Genomic DNA, 22,745 nt, shown 5'->3' with positions numbered 1-22,745 from the left:
AATAAGCAAAAACATTATCTTATGTAACTGTAATAAGATAACGTATTGGAGATGGTCCATTGATTTTTCTGTTAGTTTCTGGAAGTATTATTATTCCTATTATCATGCTCTTTTTCTCACTCAAATGGAAAGGAGCAGAGCTAGTTTTTAATACGTTAGCCCTTCTTTCAGCGCTAGTATTTGGAAATATAGCTGCTGCTTCTATCTATCGTATCTTAAAAAACCATACTGTTTTTATGACGAGCATTCATGCAATCTTTTTAAATTCAGCTTTTTTATTAACCGGTGCATACCTTGGAATCTATGTATTGTATAAACTGTTAGCTCTGACCTTAAATGTAAAAAGCCGTTCTTTTAAATAAGAACGGCTTTTTACATTAATGAACAAATTCCATTTTTTCTTCGATTTTATGAAATTTCTCATAAAATTCCTCCGCTGAAATCGGTTTGGAGAAATAGTATCCCTGCACTTCATCACATTTTTCTTTATGAAGAAGTTCTACTTGTTCAACTTCTTCTACACCTTCTGCTACGACGGATAGCTGCAAACTTTTGGCTAGTGTAATAATGGCTCTGACAATCGATACTTCCGTTGTATTAGGATCTAAATCTTTAATAAAAGACCGGTCAATTTTCAGCGTATGAATAGGCAGCTTCTGAATATAGCTGAACGAGGAGTATCCTGAGCCAAAATCATCAATCGAAATAAATACTCCTGCATCTTTTAAGATTTGTAGCTTTTCGATTGTTTGCTCAACATGCTTCATCGTTACACTTTCTGTAATTTCAAGTTCTAAATATCGTGATTCTAACTCTACTTCACGCAAGACACCTAACACATAATCAACAAAATCAGTTGTCCCAAAATCCACACTTGATATGTTCACACTCATTTTTAAGGGAGGAAGTCCTTGAAGCTGCCAATACTTATTTTGATGGCACGCTTTTTTTAATACCCATTTCGTCAGTGTAACAATAACGCCTGTTTCTTCAGCAATCGGAATAAATTCTGCAGGAGAAATGACGCCCATCTCGGCATGAGTCCACCGGATTAAAGCCTCCACCCCAACAATATGGCCACTTTGAATATTGACTTTCGGCTGATAGTGAAGCTCCATTTCGCCCAGCTCAAAAGCCTTGCGTAACCCATCTTCAATTCTCATTCGTCGCGTAGTATGAACCTGCATTTCTTTTTGATAAAACAGATAATGATTACGCCCTTGTTTTTTGACTTCGTACATCGCTAAATCAGCATGGCGAACTAGCACTTCAAGTATTTTTCCATCTTTAGGAAATAAACTAACTCCGATGCTTACCCCTAAATAAACATCTCTCGATAGCACTACAAAAGGAGTGGATAAGCATTCATTTAATGATTGACAGATTTTTTTCACTTCTTCATCAGTCCTATCATGTAGTAAAACTAAAAACTCATCTCCTCCAAAACGCGAAAGCACATCTTGGTTTCTTATGCAGCTCTTCATTCGATCAACAACCTGAAGCATAAGCTGATCTCCAGCATGATGACCAAGCGTGTCATTTACCTGTTTGAAACGATCTAGGTCTAAAAATAAGAAATGAAGCTTTTTTCCTGAAGCAGCTGCTGAATCAATGGATTTCTCTACAATGCTTGAAAACATACTTCGATTTGGTAAATCTGTTAGCATATCGTGAAAAGCCATATATTGAAGCGATTCTTGAGCTTTTTTCTGTTCCGTTACATCTCTAGTTACTGTCTGAAAAAGCGTCTCTCCATTAATTTGAATGAGCGTAGATTTTACTTCTAAGAAGAGTTCCTTACCTAACGCATTAAACATTTTCAACTGAGCTAATGGAGATCTTGGCTCATCTTTTCTATCCTTTACTGCCTTCAATCCTTTTTTAATATCAGGAACTTGTTCAGATGAAAAGAAATCATATAACGATTTACCAACGAGCTGGTCTTCCGTTACTCCTAAAAGCTGAATCATAGCATCATTCACAGACACGACCTCTTCTTCTCGATGGACCATAATTGCCAATGGAGAGGAGTAAAACAAGTTTTCATAGCGATTTTTTGCTTCAATCAACGTTTTTTCCGCTTCGCGCTCTTGCGTCATATTGCGGATATACAGCATATACTCAACCGTCTCTTCAATTCCTACCGCCATCACCGTTATCTCAACCGTAACTTCTCTATTACTTATCAAAAGGGAGTGCTCAGTTCGTCCATCTTGTAGAGAAGAAGACTCATAGAAGGGCAGCAGCTTAACAACATTACTCCCGATTACATCTGATGCTTTAAGAGAGAAAAGCGTTTCCGCTGCATAATTGAGCGATAAAACATGTCTTTTTTCATCGATCACCAAAATAGCATCTAAGGCGGATTCAAAAAAAGCCCATTTTAAAACTTCTTGTTTTTGTACGCGTCGATCCATAAAAATGGTTAAAAACACAGCCGTAAATAGGCAGACAATAAAAAAAACAATAACGACGGATAAATATATTGGATTTAAAGCAAAACCGTTTGAGTGTTCAAACATTGACATTCCTGAAAAAGAAGCTGCCTGCATGCCCGTATAGTGCATACCTGCAATAGCAATGCCCATAATAGAACAAATAACCTTAGCAAAAACGGTAAGCTTCCCTTCATTTAGCTTTGAATAAAAACCAAGCCACAAAGCTGTATTAGAAGCAGCAACAGCAATAAGAATAGAGAGAAAAACGATAAATGAATCATATGAAATCATAATTGGCTCCATAGCCATCATGCCCAAATAGTGCATAAAAACAATTCCCGCTCCCATAAAGCTCCCTGCAGTGATAAGTGCTTTTATACTTTTCTTTTGTTTGTGAATGAGGTAGAGGCCTATATAACATCCCGTTATTGCTCCCAAGATTGAGAGAAGAACAAACCATAAATTATATGAAACATCTACGGGCAGGTGAAAAGCAAGCATGGCGATAAAATGCATTGACCAAATGCCTATCCCCAATGTAAATGCCCCGCTGATTAACCAAAACTGAATAAATTTTGCCCGGGAAATTTTTACACGATTAGCTAACCCAAAAGAAGCGTACGCCGCAGTAATAGCGATAAGGAAAGAGAGTGTAACGAGTAACTCATTGTACGTCCCTTCTAGTAAATGTGTATGATGATTCATTCATGACCTTCCTTCAATTCGTTCTTTTCTTTGTTATCGGTTAAGGCCTAAAAATATTTACTATTTCAAAAGAACTTATGCTCGATTTACTTCTTACCTTTTGAACGTCCTGACAATATCACGCTCACTTTTTCCTTGTTGACGGTGTATAAACAAGTACAATCATCTGACTCATACGCCTCTTCTAGTTGAAACGAAAATTTTTTTAAAAGAGTAATTGAATCTTTATTATTAGGATCAACTTTTGCTTCAATTTCTTGTATATGAAACTCTTCAAAAGCTTTTTCTAGCAAAAGGCAGAGCGCTTCTGTCATGAGGCCCTTTTTCCAAAAAGGTCTGCCTAAATCATACCCAATCTCTGCTTGCTTTTTAACATAATCAATACGGTTTAGACCGCAGGTTCCAATGATCTCATCGGAAGTCTTTAATCGAATAGCATAGCGTGTTGCTTTCCCTTCTTTCGTCAAACTTTGGAGAAGTGCAATCATGCTTTCCGCTTGATAAAGCGTCGTAAAGGGCTCAATATTCATATATCTAGTAACCTCTTCATCCGACCAATATTCAAAAACTTTAGAAGCATCTTTTTTTTGAAGAGGAGATAAATATATCCTCATCTATGTTCTCCCTCCTTTTGGTGAATGATGGAGCAAGACATTTTCATCTGCGCCTCTTTCACATCTTAAAAAATCTCACATGGTGCACGAAACATGTGAGATTTGACATTTAACTATTTTTTGATTGTGCATCGCGCAGCTGCGTATATAAACGATTAATTGCTACAGTCATTGACTGTTCATAGGAATGATGATCATAATAAACCGCTATATTTTTTAACATTTCATACGTTTGATGATCAAGCTGCACCTCAAGCGTAATTTTTTCGTCAATTGTTGCTGTTTGCAAATGATGAGGCAAGTCCTCTTTTGTAGACACTTGCTCTGCAATATGAATTGCTTCTTCTACTGTTTCAATTCGGCCGTACTGATGCACCCATCTTCTGCCCATTTCAATCGTATCTTTTACAAACTGACGATTGGTAATGGTATCTTTAATATTAAATTGATGATCTGCCACATATACAGATTGATACAAGATTACACTGATCACTTCGTCTTTTAAATTTAATTTTCTCAGCTCATCAATTAAATCCGCTATATATTTAGGTAATGGACTAAATGTCCCTCGCACTTCCTTAATTAAATCCATGGCAATGGATTCAGTTGAATTGCGTTTAAATGCTTTTATAATATCTATCATTACATGTTCGTTTGCCATACATACACCACCATTTATGAATCGAATAATTTCATGCTCCTTGCTGCTTTGCATAGACATTCACTATTCGTTTAAAATATATACTATTATTCTATTATATAAAAAATATGAATAAGTTGGTATAGGATGAATGATTTATCATTATTTTTTCATAAATTTTTATGAAAAAGAACATGTTTATCTATTACTAGCACAAATCCAGCGCAGCAAACAACGGTCTCGCCAAAATCTGAGAAGACAAGCATTTATTATTAGTAAATGTGCGTTTTTCTTTGATAGAAGACATTAAATAAAAGGGAGCAAACCAATCCCGCTTATTGAAGTATATGGTCAAGAGATTTTTAGATGTTAGATGACAGAAGATATCCAATATCAGCAATTAATCTCCTTCCCTGTTCATTGTCACTTAGTCCATCTATCAAAACAACGGCATAATACGTTTCGTTACCTCGCATGAGAATAGCACTATCATGTTCTGCTCCCTGTAGTTCTCCAGTCTTATTCGCAGCTTGAAACGCTGATCCTATACGTGCTGGAAGCTTATGCTGAAACTGCTGCATTTCTAACATTCTCATTATTTTTTCGCGACTAGATTTCCGCAAAAGGCTTCCTTCATATATTTCCCTTAGACACTTTACTACATCAGAGGCACACGTATAATTATCAATCCCTTTTTCAACAGCGATTTCGTCCATCATATAGCGGTTTAAAACGGTTTTCTTTAATCCTAGATTTTTAGCACATTCGTTAATTTTTTCAAATCCTACTAAAGAAATGAGCTCATTAGTAGCTGTGTTGTCAGAAACAATTATCATAAGGGTAAGCAGCTCTTCCACTTTAATATGTGTTAACTGCGGAAGAGCTTTAAGTACGCCTGCTCCGCCAACCGTGTTTTTTTCCATTCTTTGAATGACAGATGTTAAAGCCAAGATGCCCGCATCAATTTGACGAAACGCTTCTATTGCAAGCAGCAGTTTGATTGTACTTGCTGCTCGTTGTTGGATAAAAGAATTAATCCGTATGGATTCTTTTCCTTCAATATGAATACGTATAAGTCCATTATTACTCCGCTTCCACGTAGTAACTGCATCTTCGATTTTCATTCTCGCTTTTTCCATCATTTTGTCGCAGCTGTTTCAATATAGTTGTTACTCATTATCTTTTGATTATATAAGTGACAGGCTACAAAGTGATTGTCTTCAACTTCCTGCCACTCTGGCTTTTGAGTCTTACAGGCTGCTACTGCAAGAGGACAGCGCGTATTAAACACGCAGCCCGAGGGCGGATTCATTGGACTTGGCAATTCTCCTTTAAGAACAATTCGCTTCCGATTATCCTCAACGTCAGGATCAGAAATAGGAATAGCTGACAGTAGAGCTTGAGTGTAAGGGTGAAGCGGTTTTTGGTACAGCTCCGCACTTGTTGTTAATTCTACTAAATGCCCTAAATACATAACTCCAATACGACTGCTTATATGCTTTACCATCGACAAGTCATGTGCAATAAATAAATAAGTTAATCCTTTTTCTTTTTGGAGTTTCTTTAATAAATTAACTACTTGAGCCTGTACAGATACATCTAAAGCAGAAATAGGTTCGTCTGCAATAATGCATTCTGGATTTAACGCTAAAGCTCTCGCAATTCCTATGCGCTGGCGCTGCCCGCCGCTGAACTCATGAGGATAGCGATTGGCATGATCACGATTTAGCCCGACGTCTTCTAGCAGCTCATACACTCGGTTCAGCATTTCTTTTTTATTCGAATAAAGTCCGTGAACCTCCATTGGTTCTGAGATAATCTCCTTTACGGTAGAACGAGGGTTTAGTGAAGCATATGGATCTTGAAAAATCATTTGCATATTACGATGAAAAGCAAATTTCTCTTTCTCTGATAGCTCATGCACATTTTTTCCTTTATAAAGCACCTCTCCCGATGTACGGTTATACAACCCAATGATTGTTCGCCCGGCAGTTGATTTTCCGCAGCCGGATTCACCAACAAGTCCAAAGGTTTCTCCTTTTGAAATATGAAAAGACACGCCGTCTACTGCTTTTAAAACCTGCTTATTCGTAATCGAAAAATACTTGCTCAGCTGCTTTACTTCTAACAAATGCTTCGTTGTCATAACTGCCACCTCCTAATAATAGCGCCGGGCTGCGCACAGCTCTTCTTCATAAAGCGTTCCTTTTAATTCAATCAGTTCAACGGTTTTACCTGTTTTAGGTGAATGAAGCATTTTTCCTTTACCATAATAAATACCAACATGGTGGATAGACCCTTCACCTTTTTCATGAGCGAAAAACAGCAAATCTCCAGGTTGAATAGAGTCTAATCCTACTTCTTTGCCTCGCCTTGCTTGATCGGTGGCATCTCTTGGAATAAGATAGCCGTTTGCTTTATGAGTAGCATAGGCAAACCCGGAACAATCATATCCCCAAGCACTCATGCCACCCCATAAATATGGAAGATTCAAAAACTGTTCTCCTGCTGCAATAATCACATCTCCAGTTCCTTTTGTTGCTTTACGGTTTCTATCCTCTATTACAACAGCATCTTGACGTTTTATTTTCCCACTGCCAACCGGCGTTTGAACCTCTAGCCATTCTTTATCTTCTTTTAAAAGAGGCAGCTGCGTTTGATAACTAATTTGTAAGGCTTCTTCCGCTAGCTGCAGTGTCGCAATCGCTGCTGTTACCACTGCCGTTGGTTTATTCAATGGAGAATATTCAGCTTGGGAAATCAGTTGGTGGGAAGGAACCCACCCGGGATATCCTCTTTCATCTTTAGAAGAAAACTGAGAAGGAATAACGATTTTTGCCCATTTACCTTTCCGTTCCGTTACGTATACTTCTTCTCCTAGTAACAGCTGCGTTTGAACTAAATTTTTCTCACAAAGCTCCAACCGACGTGTATACGTTAATTGTTCTAGCCATTTATCTAGTTTTACTGGGACACTTGTTGCATTGTCATCTATTTCTCTGCAAGAGTCATAGGAAGTCCACACAGTCGCCACAGCCACACAAACGTAATACGTTTTTTTATCTATCACTTATTTCTCCTCCCCGCAGGTTTAACCTTCAGCGTTCGACTTTATCTTTTGGTAATGTAATACCGGATTCAAATTCCACCATTCGTTCATACGTCGACATCGTGGCATAACTTCCAATCGCCACAGGTGTTTGAGGAGAGCAATGTCCGATGCAAAACCCTCTCATAACAGGCTTTTTTAAAGAAGTTAGGTAACTTGTTAATGCCTCTTCCAATGAAAGCGACTCTGTACGTTTTTTAGGATAGCAGTTATGAAAATCTCCGATAATAATTCCCGCTGCATCCTGTAGTTTATTGGCCATATACAGCTGTGTCATCATGCGGTCAATTTCATACGGCTCTTCATCAATATCTTCAATAAATAAAATTTTATTTTTCGTATCTAGTTCAAATGGTGTACCAAGCGTGCTTACCAGCAAAGTAAGATTTCCTCCTATCAGCTGACCAGTTGCTTCTCCTTCACAAATAGTGTCGAGCGAACTAATTTGATCCGTATAGCAAAAAGAACGGTGAGAAAATAATTGATAAAAAGCTTGCTTCGTCTCTATATGAACATCTTCTTTTCCGATATCCGACGAAAGCATTGGCCCGTGAAAGGTAACCAAACCTGTGCGCTGATGAATAGCCGTATGTAAAAACGTAATATCACTATATCCCCAAAAAATCTTTGGGTTTCGCTTGATTAAATCGTAGTTTAATTGCGAGGCAAGCCTAGCAGTCCCATACCCTCCGCATGCACAAATAATTGCCTTTACTTCCTTATTGGCAAACATCGCATGTATATCGGCTGCTCTCTGTTCATCAGTCCCTGCCAAGTACCCGTTTTTTTTATATAAATGTGCGCCTGTTACTACGTTTAATCCTATTCCCTTTAAATATTCTATTCCTTTTTTTAGATTGTGCTGATTAGGCGGACTAGCAGGCGCAATAACAGCTACTGTATCACCTTTTTGTAATGGTTTTGGTTTTATCATCTGTCACACTCCTTTTGTGTAAAGAAATGAAGAAAGTGAAACTTGGGTCAGAAGGGAATTGAAATCCCCTCTGACGAAAAGTTCCACTTTACTGTTTATCTGCCCACTTCAAATCTAAATAGCCAACAGGATGACGAACAATTCCAGATACGTTATCTTTGATTAAAAACACATAGTTGTAGAAATGGATAGGAATGATCGGCATCTCATCAAATAAAATACCTTCTGCTTTATACATAAGCTCAAAACGTTTTTTATTATCAGTTTCGTTCATAGCTTGTTTAATTAACTCATCATATTCTTTATTGCTCCAAGCTGTACGGTTCATTGAATGACCCGTCTGGAAGCTCTCTAAAAAGTTAATTGGATCTGCATAATCAGCTAAAAATGAACTTCTTGACAGCTGAAACTTTAACGCTTTTTGTTCTTCTTGGAAAACATTCCATTCCATATTGGCAAGCTTCACATCTACGCCTAGATTTTCTTTGAACATTTGCTGCAGTGCTTCTGCTATTTTTTTATGCGTATCGTCTGTACTGTATGTTAGCGTAATAGCTGGCAGCTTTTTATATCCTTCTTCTTTCATTCCTTTTTTCAGAAGTGCTTTTGCTTCTTTGCCATCTGTTTTTAATAAATCGCCGCCCGTTTTACGGAAATCCTTTCCATCTGCATCTTTAAATCCGTAAGATACGAACCCACGAGCTGGTTTTTCTTTATTCTTTGTAACAAAATTAACAATTTGATCTTGATCTACAGCCATTGCAAATGCTTTACGGATATTTTTGTTTTGAAAGGGCTCTTTATCTAAATTAAAGCGATAGAAGTAAGTTCCCGCTTGGTCTTCGATATGAACATCTCCATCTTTCAGCAGCTTTTCACTTAAATCCGATGGAATTTCAGAAACATCTAGTTCTCCATTTTGATACATTTGATATTCTGTGTTTGTATTTTCAACAATTGCCCATTTTACCTTGTCGAGCTTTACATTTTCAGCATCCCAATATTGATCGTTTCTTTCCATGACTAGATTACTGTTATGCTTCCATTGAGTTAATTTGAAGGGACCATTCGCAACAAACGAATCTGCTTCTGCAAACCATTTCGGATTTTTTGTTGCTACTTTTTCATTAATTGGGAAGAACGCTGGATTGGAAACTACGCTTAAGAAATAGGCTTGAGGGCTTTTAAGCGTAACTTCAAAGGTTTTGTCATCTAGCGCTTTTACCCCTACTTGATCGGCACTACCTTTACCCGTATTAAATTCTTCTCCACCTTGGATGAAATAACCTAAAAATGCCGCTGGTGAACCCGTCTTAGGATCTAACAGCCTCTTCCAAGCAAATACGAAATCACTTGCTTTCACGTCATCTCCATTTGACCATTTAGCATCTTTTCGTAAATGAAACGTATAGACCTTTTTGTCCTCAGAGATATCCCATTTCTCGGCCATTGCTCCTTCAGGCTCATCGCTTTTTCCTAAACGAGTCAGCCCTTCCATTAAGTTATTAAGCATATTCCATGAATATGAATCAAATCCAATAGGTGGATCAAAAGACGTAGGTTCTGCGCCATTATTCATATAAAGGACCTTACCGTCTTCTTTTGCTGTACTGCTTTTCTTTTCTGGCTCCGCGCCTGAATCTTTTGTGGCCGTACAGGCAGCAAGTGCAAATATAAGTACACACATCATTAGTAAAGACCCTATTTTTTTCATCATTTCCCCCTCTTTCATAAGTTCTCTATTCATCTATAAATCTAGCTTATAGTTGTTACAAATTTTTGAGCTCTCTCATCTTGAAGCCAGCAGTGCACTTGGTGACTTTCTTTCAGCTTTGTCGACGCAGGATACATGCGGTCACATACTTCCATTACGTAAGGACAGCGAGGTGCGAACGAACATCCGGATGGAGGTGCAAATAAATCGGGAGGTGATCCTGCAATAGGCACAAGTTCACTTTCGTATAAATCTAACCGAGGAACTGAACGCAGCAATCCTTTTGTATACGGATGCTGCGGCGTATAAAAGATGTCTCTTCTTGTTCCAATCTCTACAATCTTTCCTGCATACATTACGGCAACACGGTCAGCTACCTGAGCAACTACACCTAAATCATGGGTAATTAAAACAATAGAGACATCCGTTTTCTGCTGAATGTCCTTAAACAATTCTAAAATCTGCGCTTGTATCGTGACGTCAAGAGCTGTGGTAGGTTCATCAGCAATTAGCACTTCGGGATTGCATACAAGAGCCATTGCAATGACAATACGCTGTCTCATTCCCCCGCTAAATTCATGAGGATATTGCTTTAGGCGTTCTTTAGGATTTGGAATTCCGACTAGCTCCAGCGTTTCAAATGCTTTTTCTTTGGCTTTTTCTTTTGAAATGTTTTCATGTTGCATAATATTTTCTGCAATTTGCTCACCTACGCGAAGAGTTGGATTAAGCGCAGTCATGGGATCCTGAAAAATCATCGAAATATCAGCGCCTCGAATGTCTCGCATTTTTTTTTCTGATAGTTTCGTTAAATCCTGGCCTTTAAATAAAATAGATCCGCTTGTGATCCTGCCCGGAGGTGTCGGAATTAACCTCATAATACTTTGAGATGTTACGCTTTTTCCGCACCCTGACTCTCCGACAATCGCTAGTGTTTCTCCTTTATGTAAATCAAAACTAACGCCTCTTACAGCTTGAACTCGCCCTCCGTAAGTTGAAAACTGTACGTGTAAGTTTTTGATTTGGAGCATTTTTTCCATTTGCTTACCTCCTTAATTTCGGATCAAGTGCATCTTGCAGTCCGTCTCCAAGGACATTAAAAGCAAACATGGTAAGAGAAATAAAAAAAGCGGGAAAAAACAAACGCCACCAATAGCCTGATAGAATCGTTGATAAACCATCGTTTGCCATTACTCCCCAGCTGGCATAAGGAGCCTGTACACCCAGCCCTAAAAAGCTTAAAAAAGCTTCAGCAAAAATGGCAGTTGGTACGGTTAGTGTCATTTGAACGATAATCGGTCCCATCGTATTTGGAAGCAGGTTTCGCTTAATGATACGACTAGTTTTTGTTCCAAACGTTTTGGATGCAAGCACGTATTCATAGTTTTTTATTTGCAATACTTGCCCCCGTACAATTCTCGCCATCCCGATCCAACCTGTAACGGAAAGTGCCACAATAATCGTAGAAAGCCCGGGGCCCATGACTACCATTAGTAAAATCACCACTAATAAATAAGGAAGACCATATAAAATTTCAATTACGCGCATCATGACATTATCTGTTTTTCCGCCTTTGTAGCCTGAGAATCCCCCGTAAATGACACCGATGATAAAATCAATAAGCGCTGCCATCAGTCCTACAAATAAAGAGATTCTAGCCCCGTACCATGTCCGGGTGTACATATCTCTGCCTAAGTCATCCGTTCCAAACCAATGACTAGCTGAAGGAGGAAGATTTTGCTCTGTAAAAGAAGCTTTCGTTACACTGTAGGGTGAAAACATAGGACCGAATATAGCCATCACAACGAGAATGACTAAAAAAAAGAGACCCAGCATGGCCAACTTATTTTTTACAAGCCTGCGCCAAGCATCATGCCAATAAGAAAGACTCGGCCTTACAACTGCTTCAGCTTCAGATTTCTTCTTTTTCTTTGGCACAAACCACTCATCAGGAATTTGCTTATACTCCTGTTTTTCCAGCACGTTATCCCTCCTTCTTATACAGTTTGATTCGTGGATCAAGTATTCCGTAAGCAATGTCTACTAAAAAAAGCATAATGATGAGAATCGAACTGTAAAAGACCGTCGTGCCCATAATTACCGGGTAGTCTCTCGTATTAATACTGTCCACAAAATATTTTCCCATGCCAGGAATAGCAAAGATTTGTTCAATAACAAATGTGCCGGTTAATACGCTGGCTGCAATCGTTCCAAGAACTGTTATAACGGGCATTAAAGCATTTCTAAGCGCATGCTTAAATACAATTTTTACTGGTGAAAGCCCTTTTGCACGCGCTGTTCGAATATAATCTTGAGTTAGTACTTCTATCATGCTTGAGCGAGTCAAACGTGCAATAATAGCCATAGGACCTGTGGCAAGAGCTAGAGTCGGAAGAATCATATGTAAAGGGCTCGTCCACGTAGCGGCAGGTAAAATTTTCAAATTAACAGAAAGCTGTTGAATTAACAACGTGGCCATAACAAAATTTGGAACCGACAATCCGATAACTGCTATGCTCATCGCCATGTAATCAATTATTCCATTCCTTCTAAGAGCAGCGATAATGCCTAGTGTAATACCGGAAGTCACCGCAAGAATTAACGTCACCATTCCAAGTTCAAATGAAACGGGAAACCCTCTTCCTAAAAGGTCGTTAACCGTTTGAGACGGCTGTTTAATGGAAGGACCAAAGTCAAAGGTAACAATGGACTTTAAATAAAGAATATATTGCACAGCTAGCGGCTCATCTAAGTGATAAAATGATTCCAGGTTTTTTTGAACTGCATCGCTTGTCGCTCGTTCTTCATTAAATGGAGATCCAGGAATCGAATGCATTAAAAAGAAGGTTAAGGTCACAATTACCCATAGCGTAACAAGCATGGATAAAAATCGTTTCAAAATATAACTTTTCACCTTTATCCCACCTTCTAACAGAATGTTGTGCGCGTCGCTAATTCAGTCATAACAAGCATGGCCTGATAAGCTTCTAAAATATCTTTTGCTTGAAACCGAACAGTCGTCGTTCCAGGCTCAATTTCTGTGCCCGGCATTAAGTGCGCCCACTCTGCTTGACCGTAATTTGCAAACTCTATTCGTAAGGTTGGATGTTTAGGTGGAAGTAAAGGTTTAACAAGGTGTCTATGTTGAATAGCTGCGGCTGTTTTTTCTTGAAGTAATTGTTCTGCTTTCTTAGGGGTTAATGTTTTGGCTGCAGAACGTGAAATGGCCTGTTTGACGATAGCAGTCGTCACGTTTGGAATAAGCTGCTGTGCTTCCAACGCCGTTTGGTCATCACCGACTACCATTAAAACTGGCACGCCGTAATAGCCTGCGACATATGCATTGAAGCCTAACTCTCCAATATTCGTATCGTCTATGTACATATTGCGAGCACCAAATATCATCGAATGAGACATGACACCAGGCATGGATGCTTTAGCATGATATCCTAGAAACATAGCACCATCAAAAGTCTGATCTAATCCCTGTACCATTGAATATGGTTTTACGCTTCCTGAAATAAGCTGAGTTTCTGGATGAAGCCGTTCAACAAGGAGATTATTCATACTCGAATGACTGTCATTTACCACAACTTCTGAGCACTGTTCTCTAAATCCTGCATAAATTACTGCATTTGCTTCATCCGTCATTATTTTGCGGCTTCTTTCATAATTTTTTTTCTGCCGCAGAACATTTGTGTGATCGACGAGTCCCGTAATTCCTTCCATATCAACCGACAGATATAGTTTCATTTGTCTTATTCCTCCTCCTTCCTTGACTGTTAGTCAGTTCATTATAAATTATTCTTATGTTTATAATTTATAATTGTAAGAAAATTATAAATTATCTTTCTTCTTTTTACAACAATATATTGAATTTTTTGACACTTTACTCATCTTCCTTTTAACAAGATATCGCTTACAAATTGGAAATCCCATGGTAAAATAATAGAGCAGCCTGTTGGTTCATTCAGCCGCTCGTCGGCATTAATTGAGGTGTTAAGAATGTTTCGAGTTTCCATTGCTTCACTACAATGGTTTTTATTTATGATTTCTAATAGTATGATTGTTCCTATTGTAATTGCTTCTCAGTTTCATTTAAACGCAGCGGATTCTATTCAATTTTTACAGCGAACGTTATTTATTTTAGCTTTATCCGGGCTCTTGCAGGTATTTATAGGGCATAAATATCCCATCATGGAAGGGCCAGCTGGTGTTTGGTGGGGCGTCTTTTCTCTGTATGCGAGTCTTGGAACCGTTCTATTTGGTTCTCACTCTGAAACGCTCCGCGTGCTGCAGTTCACCCTCCTTATAAGCGGGATAATTGCTATTTTGATGAGCCTGCTTGGTCTCATTGATAAACTAGCAAAATACTTTACCCCGACAGTTACCGGTACATATTTAATTTTATTAGTGACGCAGCTCAGCGGTTCCTTTTTAAAAGGAATGTTTGGTATTACAGAAACGAATTCAGCTATTAAACTTCCTATTGCGCTGGCTTCAGCTGCGATTTTGCTGCTGACTTTTTATTTATTATCGCACCGGACGTTAAATAAGCTCAGCATTATTATTAGTATTGGTGTAGGCTGGGGAGTATTTGCAATGCTAGGGTTAGCTAAACCTATCGAGTTTCAGGCGCAGTTATTTTACATACCTAAAGTGTTTGTATTTGGAGCTCCTCGCGTTGAATGGAATATGGTTGTCACTGCTTTTTTTGTGACGCTCATTTTAATTACAAACATGCTAGCTTCTATTCGTGTTGTTGAGTCTGTTTATAAACACAAAGGAGAAAAAATTGAAAAAGACAATATTAAGCGTTCGGGGATGGTTTCGGGTATAAGTCAGCTGCTTGGAGGATTGTTTTCAGGTGTCGGTGCCGTGCCTATTTCCGGTTCCGGTGGATTTATTTCAGCTACAAATCTTTATAGCCGAGTTCCTTTTATTGTAGCATCGTGTCTTTTGCTTTTTCTGAGTATCTTTACTCCTTTAACATCCATTATGTCCGCTCTTCCTCCTGCCGTCGGATACGCGGCAATCTTTCCTGTTTTTACAGGTATGATGGCTCTTGGAATTGGAGAATTCAAGCATGCCAAACAGCCCGAAAAAGCAATGAAAAAAGCCGGTATTGCGTTGCTGTCGGGGATAGGGGTTATGTTTTTGCCTTCTCAAGCTTTTTCAACACTGCCACCTTTAGTTACTACTTTTTTAAGCAACGGATTAGTTCTTGGCACCATTATCATTCTTGCACTGGAAATTTCCGAATCCATTTCTTTGAAAAGACAAGGTGCAAAAGAGGTATAAAAAAAGAAGCTGAAACCCAGCTTCTTTTTTTTTACCTTCTTACCGTTAATCCTTTTAGTTCATCGTCTTCCATAGCCAGTTCATAAAATTCTCCCGTTTCATCGTGTGCTAAAACATAATCCAATTCTTCCTGAGCGGAAGCAGTTTTTCCAAGAACAGCTAGATAGCATGCCAAGTTATAGCGAATAAAAAGATCTTCGTCTCCACTTTCTACTCTGGTTATCATAAGCGAAGCTGCTGCTTCCGTTTCACCTTCTAAATGATAAGCGATACCTAAATCAGTATACATCCCTTCATACTCTTGACGCTGTTCAATCGCTTTTTGAAGAAGTTGAACAGTTTCATGATAACGTTCTGTTTTATTATACAGTTTTGCTAGTCCTGCATATATGTCAGGCTGATAAATCTCCTGTTGAAGTAATTCTTGAAAAGCTGTCTCCGATTTTTCTACCTCTTCAAGGCCACTCAAAATAAATGCTCGGTATATCTGCAAATCTATATGATACGGCTGCTGTTCAAGAAGTTTTTGAACTAAGTTTAGCGCTTCATGTGCAGCCTGTTCATTTTCATGGATATTAACGAGTATATTGGCTAAATGATAGGCAACATCAAAATCCCAGCTTTGATGCAGCGATTTTTTCAGCACGGTGATGCTATCTTCAATTAATCCTTTCTCTTCGTAAAAAGCCGCAAATGCATGCACAGCCTCTTTATTATTCGGATCCGTTTTTATAGCCAGTTCATACAGTTCAATCGTTAAGCCAAGCAGCGTAACCGTTTTTGCTTTTGCTTTGAACTTTGCTAAGCTTCGTTTGAAGATAGATCCTTGCTGCTCTTCTACGATCGAATCGGCATACTCATTTAAAGCCTCGGCTGCGTTTTTAAATAACAAGCTTTTGCTGTGTTTTTCCATTTTTATCTTTTTTAAATCTGCCGTAAGCCCGGACAGTTTTTTTCCATTTGGAAAGCTGGACATGACCGTTTGAAATAGAGCGTAATCTTCCGGATCCTCACTTAGTAACTCTGTAAGAATTTTTCTAGCTTCTTCATATCTATGCTCCATGATGAGCCATTTCGCCTGATGATGGCGAATAGCAGGATTCTGTGGATCTAGTTCAAGCGCCTTCTCTAAATACGTTTCAGCCTGTGAAATGTCTCCTTTTAGGCGATACACATGAGCCTGGCTGTCAGCAAGCCACTGAGGCAAAACGCTTTCCTCTACGCTTTTTAATACCTCTAACAGCTCTTCATACTCTTTCTCTGTTTCACAAAGTGAAGCTGCGTGCTCAACGTTTACTTCCATAGGATTCAGCTGTATCCATTGAAGCAGCCAATTCCTTTCAGCCGTCCGATTTTGTTCTTCACAAGCCATTTCAGCAAGCTTCATACAAGCGGCTTCAAATGTTTTATCAAGAGTTAAGCATTTTTGAAAGGCCTCTTTTGCTTCAGCAGTGCGATTCATTGATTGATATATTTCACCTAACCGATAATATGGTAAAGCATCTTGCTTGATACGAAGCGCTTGTTGATAAAGTTTCTCACTTTTTGTTAGCTGCTTGGCTTGTTCGTATAATATGCCTAAATAGCACATGTACAAAATCTCATTAGGGTGCTCTTGATGTTCTGCGGTTAAAAACTTAATTCCACGAGTCAGTAAAGCCGTGTCTTCTAAATAACTCGTATATGCTTCTAACACTTCATCTAACGCTGTTTGAGCAAAATGAATTCCTTCTTCATAAAGAGCAAATCCAAACTCTATCGTTTGGTTGTCTAGCTCCTGTTGTTTTGCAGCATCTAAAAGCATACTCCCTGCATCCAACAGGACGTCGCTGTTCGATGAAAACTTCTGCGCAATAAGCGTGAGCGTATCAACGGCCGTTAAATGTTCACCTGTTTCTAGATACGCATAAGATAAGCCCAAATACATAAGGGCATCTTCTTCTATTTTTAAGCCTTCTTTATACAGAGCAATAGCTTCTTCGTACCTTTGATTCGCGACGTATAAATCGCCTAGTCTTCCTCGAATTGTCATGTCGCTTGGGAGATGCTTCATGCCTTCTTTGAGATAGCTTTCAGCTTCGTCTGTTTTTTCTAGTTGATATTGTAGCAAATCAGCTATCGAAAGATATGGATAAGGAACAGTCGGCAAAAGCTGTTTAGCTACTTGAAATCCCCGGTAAGCTTTACGAAACTTCTTTAAATGTTCATCACAACGGGCTCTTTCAAACCAGCTGTGCGCATCTTTTGGGTTTTCTTTTAATAACGCGTCGAAAAGATTTCTGGCTTCTGCGTATCTTTCTTTCTCCATTAAAATAAGTCCGTGATTGATTTGTGTATAAGATTCATCGCCATACATATTTAAGGAAATAGTCGAGCATTCAAAAGCCTTTTCGAGGTTTCCTTTGTACATATATGCAAGTGCTAAATAGCTCCAGTTCAAATGCTGCTCTACGTCTAATTGCAGCGAGCTGCGCAGTGCTTCAACAGCCTCATCATATTTCTCTTCATCCAGCGCAATTCTTCCTTTAAGATAGTGATAAAAAGAGCTATGCTTTTTGTTATCTATGTGGTGTAACAAAGAAGATGCTCCCTTACTGTCGTCAAGTTTAAAAAAGGCATATGCAGCGTGAAGCTTAAGATAATCATGATTGCTATATTTCTCTAATACATGGTTAATGCACGTACGAATATAGGCTTCATGCTCTTTTCTATACAAATGCTTCATACTGTAAATAGCGGCAAATGGAACATGCTCATTTGCTTTTAGTAAAGAAACGAGATCATTAATGTGTGCCTCTTCATCCGCTTCAACTAGTTCGATTAAGTCATACAGCTGACGAATAAACATATCTTGCTCTTTAGAAAGTGAAGCGAGATCCGCTGCCGCTTTAGAAGCAACAATTGATAAAAAACCCGAATTAGCGTAATGCTGATCAAAATTTTTATATTCTACATACGTTGGACTTAGAAAATTAGCATCTTGTACATGAAAAAGTTCAAGTTCATCATCATAGCCAAATACAACTTGAACGTGGGAAGCTTGTTCAAATTCCAGACTGACCAAAATAGGCAGCCCTTTGTCTAATAGTTCTTTAAACTGTTCACCTGTGCCTGTAAAAAACATCGCTGCAAAGCCAAGAGATTCAAAGTAGCTCACCGCAGTTGATAATTTGGAGCCTAACCCTCCGTAAATATGCGTCCCAATCTCATCCTGTGTTTTTTCGGTATGTAAAAGCCTTAACATCATACTCATACTAGCTGGCACGCAATAATTATCTTTTTGAACAATTGGTACAATAGGAAGCTTGATTGTACTGCATTTATCGTCTGTATTCTTTCCAATTAATTTTTGATAAGGTGAATCTTTTAAGCATCGCTTGGTCGATAGCAGATGCGTAAGCTGAGATTGCTGCTGCTGTTCAAAATAAATGTCGGCGCGCAGCAGCGTAAAAAAATCTTGATAATCGTGATAGGGTAACTTTGAATCGATAAATTCAATTGTTTCAAGCAAGAGAGAATACTCTTTTAAATCTTTTAATCGCATCACTTTATCCATATATAAAGACGGAAGCTGTGGGTAGCGGACAATAGCCTCGTTAATTTTTTCAAGCGATTGTTTATGCTTCCCCTCATACGCATATAAGTCTGCGAGCATTGCATAGCAAAAATCTCCATTCTTCTTATATGTCGTTCCTTCTTTTAAGCAGGCTTCAGCTTTCATTCTGTCGTTGAGCTGCAAATAAAAATAGCCCCATCTGTCAGCCATACCCTTTTGATTATGGGACGTTACTTGTTTCATCCACTCAGAAGCTTCATCCACTTGTTTCATTTCTAAAAGAATTCTTACCTTTAAAAAATAGATTTTCTCAAGCTGTTCCTCTTTAACTGATTCCGTATCCAGCTGAGAAATTAATAAAGAAAGTCTATCATCAGCGTCGAGTATCTTGCCTTCTCGCAGGAGATCATCACAATAAAGAGTCACCATTCGAATCGAGCCAAATCGACGATATCCATATGTCGTTAACATTCGACTTAAACGATTTAATAAAGCTTCATCACAAAAGCGGATAAGCTCGTACAGCTCTTCTTCCGTTTGTAAGTTTGCTAACCATTCTTTCACAATCCCCGTAAGGCTCTTTGGTTGAAGGCTTTGTACTTCTTCTGTTATATACGCTACAAGATCAAATATTTGATAATGATCCACCATGCTTTTTAATTTCTGATAATTTATACTCAATTCAAAACCACCTTATTCAATAAAATAAGAACTATTGCATCTGCTGTCTATAAATTGAAGTATAAGAAATTTCAAGGATTTTTTCTAGACACAATATAAATTTAAGCATATTGACGGGTCTTTAAATAGCAAAGAGCCGTCTTTTATCATAAGACAGCTCTATAAAATCACACTTCAGCTTTCTTCAGTTTTACGCCACCTTCAGGCTTTGGTTTAATCGCTTTTAAAACTAAAATGGCACCTACCGCACTAACCCCTAGAGACGTTTGGAACACAGCCATGTCCGACCACTTCATAAGCAATGTATAAAGGGGAGGCCCAGCTGCTACTCCTACAAAGCGCATCGAACTGTAAAGAGACGTAATGGTTCCTCTCTCTTCCTTTTCAATTCCTTCTGTAATAAGCGCATCAAGACTGGGAAGAGCTGCTCCAATTCCAATTCCACCAAGCACTAAAGTGAGTAAAATACTAAAAAGAGACGTATTAAAAAATAAAATGATGAAAGAACATGTTAACAATAAGAAGCCAAAAAAAGCAGACCACTTCATAACGATTTTATTGTTTCCAACTTTTTTCCCCGCCACAAAAGAAGAAATAGATAAAGCGAGCAAAGGAATAGCCATCACTAAACCTTTTTTCGTATTCACAATATGATAACGCTCCTCTAGTATGGTCGATAGGTAAAATAAAACACCGAATAATACAAGCATAATAATGGCGCCTAAAATAAAAATAGCCATAAGCCATCCAATATTTTCTTTGAGCGTTTTCTTCAAATCCTTCAAAAACTGCTTAATACTTTTCTTTTTTTGTTCAGATTCAGAAGAACTATCATTTTTCGGAACTTTTACTAAAAAGATAACCAAAAGAATCGAAATAAGGCAAAGAATAGGAATGAACCAAAAAGGAAGAAACCAAATCATAGCCGCTAAAAAAGCTCCCAGTATTGGGCTTAGTACTTTCCCAAACGTATTAGCTGTTTCAATTAAACCTAGTCCTTTTGTAATTTCTTGCTCGTCTTTGAACATATCTCCTACACAAGGCATCACAACAGGCATAGCTCCTGCTGAACCTATTCCTTGAATCGCGCGGCCAATTAAAATAACCCAGAAAGGATTGGCCATTTGCCATGAAGCCCAGCCTGTTAAAGCCCCTCCTACTGCAGCAAGCAGCAAACTTGGAATAATAATTTTCTTGCGGCCAAATCGATCTGATAAATAACCAGCAATCGGGATTAAAAAAATAGCGAAAATTGAATAGACCGTGATAATCATGGATACCTGCAGCGAGCTTATCTGTAGACGTTTTTCAATCACCGGCAATACCGGAATTAACATTGAATTTCCGAGGGTCATGATAAGTGGCACAGAAGCAAGAGCAAGTAAATCCAATTTTTTTCTACTTTCCATAGCGTCCTCCAAACCTTACTTCTAATTAACGTCACAATCACACGTTTTTCAATTTAAGCTTTATAAAACCTCTCGTGTTCATTGATTTTAAAGCTTAACTATCTCATTACATAAGATGATGTGTATCTATATTTTTTAGCTAAAAAGGTGATTGCTATTCATGGTTTCACTGTTCTTCTTTAATTTATTAAACTTTGTTATTTATCCCTGTTAATACTTGTAAAATCGCATATTTTTAATCCTATATATGAAGAAGCGTACGAGTATCTCCGTACGCTTCTTCATATATAGGTGTCACCTTGTTACACTACTTCACCTCGATGCCCCTCTCCATCATACATAAACTGTTTATCAATGATATGTTCGATATATATGGTTGTCAAATCACTTTTTTTCACTTGAGCTACAATTAATCCTAACGGATCGCCAATGGTGAAGCTTGTTCCATTTTGAAACATTAGCAGCTGCTCATTTAAATGCAATACGCGCTTATAAATTTGCTCTTTCTCTAGGTTGCTGCGGCTCTTTGCTGCTTCGAGCGTTGAAAATAACAAAATGATTTCTTTTCCATTTACTTGTGTACGATACATACACGATCCACTCCTTATCACCGCTTTAAAATTATGCTGACTATACTTTTATTATAAACTAAATTTTCAGTTATTTTTCATCTCATAAGAAATTTTTTTAGTTATAATTGTACTACGCCTACGTTAAATAAAATTTAATTTTCAGAAAAGTTAAATTTTAATATTGAAATTTTATTTCTTCTTATTATATAATATAAACAATCATTTACCTCTATTGGAAATGATAATTCGAGTTTCAGCAGCATGAGGCTGCACAGTACTAGGGGGATTCAAGTTATGCAAAATGGTAAAGTAAAATGGTTCAACAATGAAAAAGGCTATGGCTTTATTGAAGTTGAAGGCGGCAGCGACGTATTTGTACATTTTTCTGCCATCCAAAGCGAAGGTTATAAATCCTTGGAAGAAGGACAAGAGGTATCTTTTGAAATTGTAGAAGGCAATAGAGGCCCGCAAGCCGCTAATGTCACTAAGCTATCATAAATAGATCTTTTTATTTTATAGTAAAAGAGACTCTTTTCCGAGTCTCTTTTTTGTTATGCCTAGCGTTTGGCCTCAGTAAGCTGCTGTTCACATGTTTGAATAGACTGCATGCACTGCTGAAGAAATTGCTCGTCTACTCCTGTGCCATGAGCTTTGGCAGATTGAAGCTGTGTTTTTGCATCATTAAGCGCATTCGTTGCCTCTTCAAGCTGCTGAGGACTCATACTCATCGTAGCTGTCCCAATCATCTTTTGAGCAGATTGAATAGACACTTCTACTTGCTTTAAATCATTATATCCTGTTGTTACTTCTTCATTTAAAAACTTATCCATTGAAAGAACACCTCCATATGGATAGAATGAAGCTGCTGCCGGCAAATTATACACGCTTACTTTTTAGTCAGCAAATCTCCATACTGCTTAATTTTTTCTCCTACGGTACACTCTTTAATACAAAACGTCTGAGCGTATGTTTTGCCCTTTTCTTTATTAAACGTTTTTTTTACAAAACAATCACTACAGTAGTAATCCAATAACTCCGTTACTTCTTCTAATAATTGTTTACGTTCCACTCT

At 38.2% G+C, this 22,745-nt stretch carries 20 protein-coding genes; 3 read left to right on the top strand and 17 right to left on the bottom strand.

The annotated features are described in order from the left end of the window. Positions 1–59: 59 nt before the first annotated feature. Positions 60–362, top strand: coding sequence for a hypothetical protein (locus BG04_RS18825; protein WP_013056193.1), 303 nt, complete (start codon positions 60–62; stop codon positions 360–362). A 15-nt stretch (positions 363–377) separates the two neighbouring features. On the opposite strand, the gene BG04_RS18820 is transcribed toward BG04_RS18825, so the two are convergent. The 12 genes from BG04_RS18820 to BG04_RS18765 form a co-directional block, all read right to left on the bottom strand. Then, positions 378–3,143 carry a bifunctional diguanylate cyclase/phosphodiesterase gene (locus BG04_RS18820; protein WP_034653327.1) on the bottom strand — a complete coding sequence of 922 codons (2,766 nt, stop codon included), beginning with the start codon at positions 3,141–3,143 and terminating at the stop codon, positions 378–380. Between the two features lie 86 nt (positions 3,144–3,229). Next, positions 3,230–3,757, bottom strand: coding sequence for a GNAT family N-acetyltransferase (locus BG04_RS18815; protein ID WP_034653330.1), 528 nt, complete (start codon positions 3,755–3,757; stop codon positions 3,230–3,232). 109 nt (positions 3,758–3,866) lie between these two features. Then, positions 3,867–4,418 carry a hypothetical protein gene (locus BG04_RS18810; protein WP_013056190.1) on the bottom strand — a complete coding sequence of 184 codons (552 nt, stop codon included), beginning with the start codon at positions 4,416–4,418 and terminating at the stop codon, positions 3,867–3,869. A gap of 341 nt (positions 4,419–4,759) precedes the next feature. Then, entirely contained in the window at positions 4,760–5,521 is a 762-nt protein-coding gene (locus BG04_RS18805; RefSeq protein WP_230586579.1) for a serine hydrolase, read from the bottom strand. A gap of 14 nt (positions 5,522–5,535) precedes the next feature. After that, positions 5,536–6,543, bottom strand: a complete 1,008-nt coding sequence (locus BG04_RS18800; protein ID WP_034653334.1) for an ABC transporter ATP-binding protein — start codon at positions 6,541–6,543, stop codon at positions 5,536–5,538. A gap of 12 nt (positions 6,544–6,555) precedes the next feature. Next, positions 6,556–7,464, bottom strand: coding sequence for a C40 family peptidase (locus tag BG04_RS18795; RefSeq protein ID WP_034655255.1), 909 nt, complete (start codon positions 7,462–7,464; stop codon positions 6,556–6,558). 31 nt (positions 7,465–7,495) lie between these two features. Beyond that, complete coding sequence (locus BG04_RS18790) at positions 7,496–8,440, bottom strand: S66 peptidase family protein (protein WP_034653337.1); 945 nt, start codon at positions 8,438–8,440, stop codon at positions 7,496–7,498. 88 nt (positions 8,441–8,528) lie between these two features. Next, positions 8,529–10,172, bottom strand: a complete 1,644-nt coding sequence (locus BG04_RS18785; RefSeq protein ID WP_016763509.1) for a peptide ABC transporter substrate-binding protein — start codon at positions 10,170–10,172, stop codon at positions 8,529–8,531. Between the two features lie 23 nt (positions 10,173–10,195). Beyond that, positions 10,196–11,194, bottom strand: coding sequence for an ABC transporter ATP-binding protein (locus BG04_RS18780; protein WP_034653340.1), 999 nt, complete (start codon positions 11,192–11,194; stop codon positions 10,196–10,198). A gap of 4 nt (positions 11,195–11,198) precedes the next feature. Further along, positions 11,199–12,155, bottom strand: coding sequence for an ABC transporter permease (locus BG04_RS18775; protein ID WP_170959573.1), 957 nt, complete (start codon positions 12,153–12,155; stop codon positions 11,199–11,201). Next, positions 12,139–13,068, bottom strand: a complete 930-nt coding sequence (locus BG04_RS18770) for an ABC transporter permease (RefSeq protein WP_080743093.1) — start codon at positions 13,066–13,068, stop codon at positions 12,139–12,141. Before BG04_RS18770 ends, BG04_RS18775 begins: the two co-directional genes overlap by 17 nt. A 14-nt stretch (positions 13,069–13,082) precedes the next feature. Further along, complete coding sequence (locus tag BG04_RS18765) at positions 13,083–13,907, bottom strand: M55 family metallopeptidase (protein ID WP_034653343.1); 825 nt, start codon at positions 13,905–13,907, stop codon at positions 13,083–13,085. Between the two features lie 252 nt (positions 13,908–14,159). Between BG04_RS18765 and BG04_RS18760 the strand changes: the two genes are divergently transcribed. Continuing rightward, positions 14,160–15,455 (top strand): purine/pyrimidine permease, encoded by a 1,296-nt coding sequence (locus BG04_RS18760; protein ID WP_034653346.1) that lies wholly within the window; start codon positions 14,160–14,162, stop codon positions 15,453–15,455. Between the two features lie 31 nt (positions 15,456–15,486). Here the strand turns inward: BG04_RS18760 and BG04_RS18755 are convergent, their stop codons facing one another. From BG04_RS18755 to BG04_RS18745, 3 genes are all read right to left on the bottom strand, one after another. Next, a complete protein-coding gene (locus BG04_RS18755; RefSeq protein WP_034653350.1) occupies positions 15,487–19,692 on the bottom strand; it encodes a tetratricopeptide repeat protein in 4,206 nt (1,401 codons plus the stop codon). A 167-nt stretch (positions 19,693–19,859) separates the two neighbouring features. After that, positions 19,860–21,101 carry a bacillibactin exporter BcbE gene (bcbE, locus tag BG04_RS18750; RefSeq protein ID WP_013082387.1) on the bottom strand — a complete coding sequence of 414 codons (1,242 nt, stop codon included), beginning with the start codon at positions 21,099–21,101 and terminating at the stop codon, positions 19,860–19,862. Between the two features lie 302 nt (positions 21,102–21,403). After that, a complete protein-coding gene (locus BG04_RS18745) occupies positions 21,404–21,691 on the bottom strand; it encodes a hypothetical protein (RefSeq protein WP_013082386.1) in 288 nt (95 codons plus the stop codon). Positions 21,692–21,967: 276 nt separating this feature from the next. Between BG04_RS18745 and cspD the strand changes: the two genes are divergently transcribed. Beyond that, complete coding sequence (cspD, locus tag BG04_RS18740; protein ID WP_013056175.1) at positions 21,968–22,171, top strand: cold-shock protein CspD; 204 nt, start codon at positions 21,968–21,970, stop codon at positions 22,169–22,171. 59 nt (positions 22,172–22,230) lie between these two features. Here the strand turns inward: cspD and BG04_RS18735 are convergent, their stop codons facing one another. Continuing rightward, the gene (locus BG04_RS18735; RefSeq protein ID WP_034653354.1) at positions 22,231–22,503 is read right to left on the bottom strand and encodes a DUF2564 family protein; all 273 of its coding nucleotides are present in this window, start codon (positions 22,501–22,503) and stop codon (positions 22,231–22,233) included. Between the two features lie 56 nt (positions 22,504–22,559). Continuing rightward, a complete protein-coding gene (locus tag BG04_RS18730; RefSeq protein WP_013056173.1) occupies positions 22,560–22,742 on the bottom strand; it encodes a zinc-finger domain-containing protein in 183 nt (60 codons plus the stop codon). Positions 22,743–22,745 lie beyond the last annotated feature (3 nt).

Source organism: Priestia megaterium NBRC 15308 = ATCC 14581, assembly GCF_000832985.1.
Lineage (GTDB): Bacteria > Bacillota > Bacilli > Bacillales > Bacillaceae_H > Priestia > Priestia megaterium.
Note: the sequence above shows the minus strand (reverse complement) of the source record. Positions and strands in the feature narration are given on the sequence as shown.